The organism is Kitasatospora sp. NPDC001683, assembly GCF_053596495.1.
Window position 1 is genome coordinate 1 of the sequence record NZ_JBSFGK010000233.1, and the last position, 1,276, is coordinate 1,276.

General features: G+C 75.2%; 1 pseudogene. It reads left to right on the forward strand.

Annotation, left to right across the window (positions count from 1 at the left end):
• Window positions 1-23: 23 nt before the first annotated feature.
• Window positions 24-1,276: pseudogene (locus ACWCYO_RS40680) on the forward strand (condensation domain-containing protein); the annotation flags it as partial.

The window sequence follows — 1,276 nt, forward strand, 5'->3', positions numbered from 1 at the left end:
ATCGCGCCCGGCGGTGAGCTGGGCCTCGTCCCACCAACGGCAAGCTGGACCGCGCCGCCCTGCCCGCGCCCGAACCGACCGGCACGACCGGCGGCCGGGCGCCGCGCACCCCGCAGGAGCAGATCCTGTGCGAGCTGTTCGCCGAGGTGCTGGGCCTGCCACGGGTCGGGGTCGACGAGGACTTCTTCGACCTGGGCGGGCACTCGCTGCTCGCCACCCGGCTGGTGTCGCGGGTCCGGGCGACCCTCGGGGTCGAGCTGGAGCTGCGCGACCTGTTCCGCACCCCGACACCGGCCGGGCTGGCGGCCGGGCTGCACACCGCCGCCTCCGCGCGCCAGGCGCTGGTGCCCCAGCCCCGCCCCGAGCCGATGCCGCTGTCGTTCGCCCAGCGCCGGCTCTGGTTCCTCCAGCAGTTCGGGGCACCGAGCGCCACCTACCACATGCCGCTGGCCCTGCGGCTGTCCGGCGACCTCGACCGGCACGCGCTGGACGCCGCGCTCGCGGACGTGGTGGCCCGGCACGAGACCCTGCGCACCGTCTTCCCGCACACCGCCGGGATCCCGCGGCAGCGGGTACTGGACGCCGCCGAGGCGGCCGTCCCGCTGACCGTACGCGAGGCCGGTGAGGCCGAGCTGCCCGCCCTGCTGCGCGGGGCGGCGGTGCGGGGCTTCGACCTGACCGTCGAAGTGCCGCTGCGGGCCGAGCTGTTCGCGGTCGCGGCGGACGAGCACGTGCTGTTGCTGGTGCTGCACCACATCGCCGGCGACGGCTGGTCGATGGGCCCGCTGGCCCGCGACCTCGCCACCGCCTACCGCGCCCGGTGCGGCGGCGGGGCGCCCGACTGGGCGCCGCTGCCGGTGCAGTACGCCGACTACACCCTGTGGCAGCACCAGATCCTCGGCGACGAGCACGACACGGACAGCGTCTTCACCCGCCAGGTCGCCTACTGGACCGAGGCGTTGGCGGGGCTGCCGGAGCAGCTGCAGCTGCCCGCCGACCGGCCACGCCCGGCCGCCGTGTCGTACGGTGGCGACCTGCTGGAGCTCCGGATCGGCCCCGAACTGCACGCCGCCCTGGCGCAGTTGGCGCGGCGCTCGGGGGCGAGTCTGTTCATGGTGCTGCAGGCGGCGTTGGCGGCGCTGTACACCCGGTTGGGTGCGGGGACGGACATCCCGATCGGTAGCCCGATCGCCGGCCGTACTGACGAGGCGCTGGACGAGCTGGTCGGGTTCTTCGTGAACACGCTGGTGCTGCGCACCGACACCAGTGGCGATCC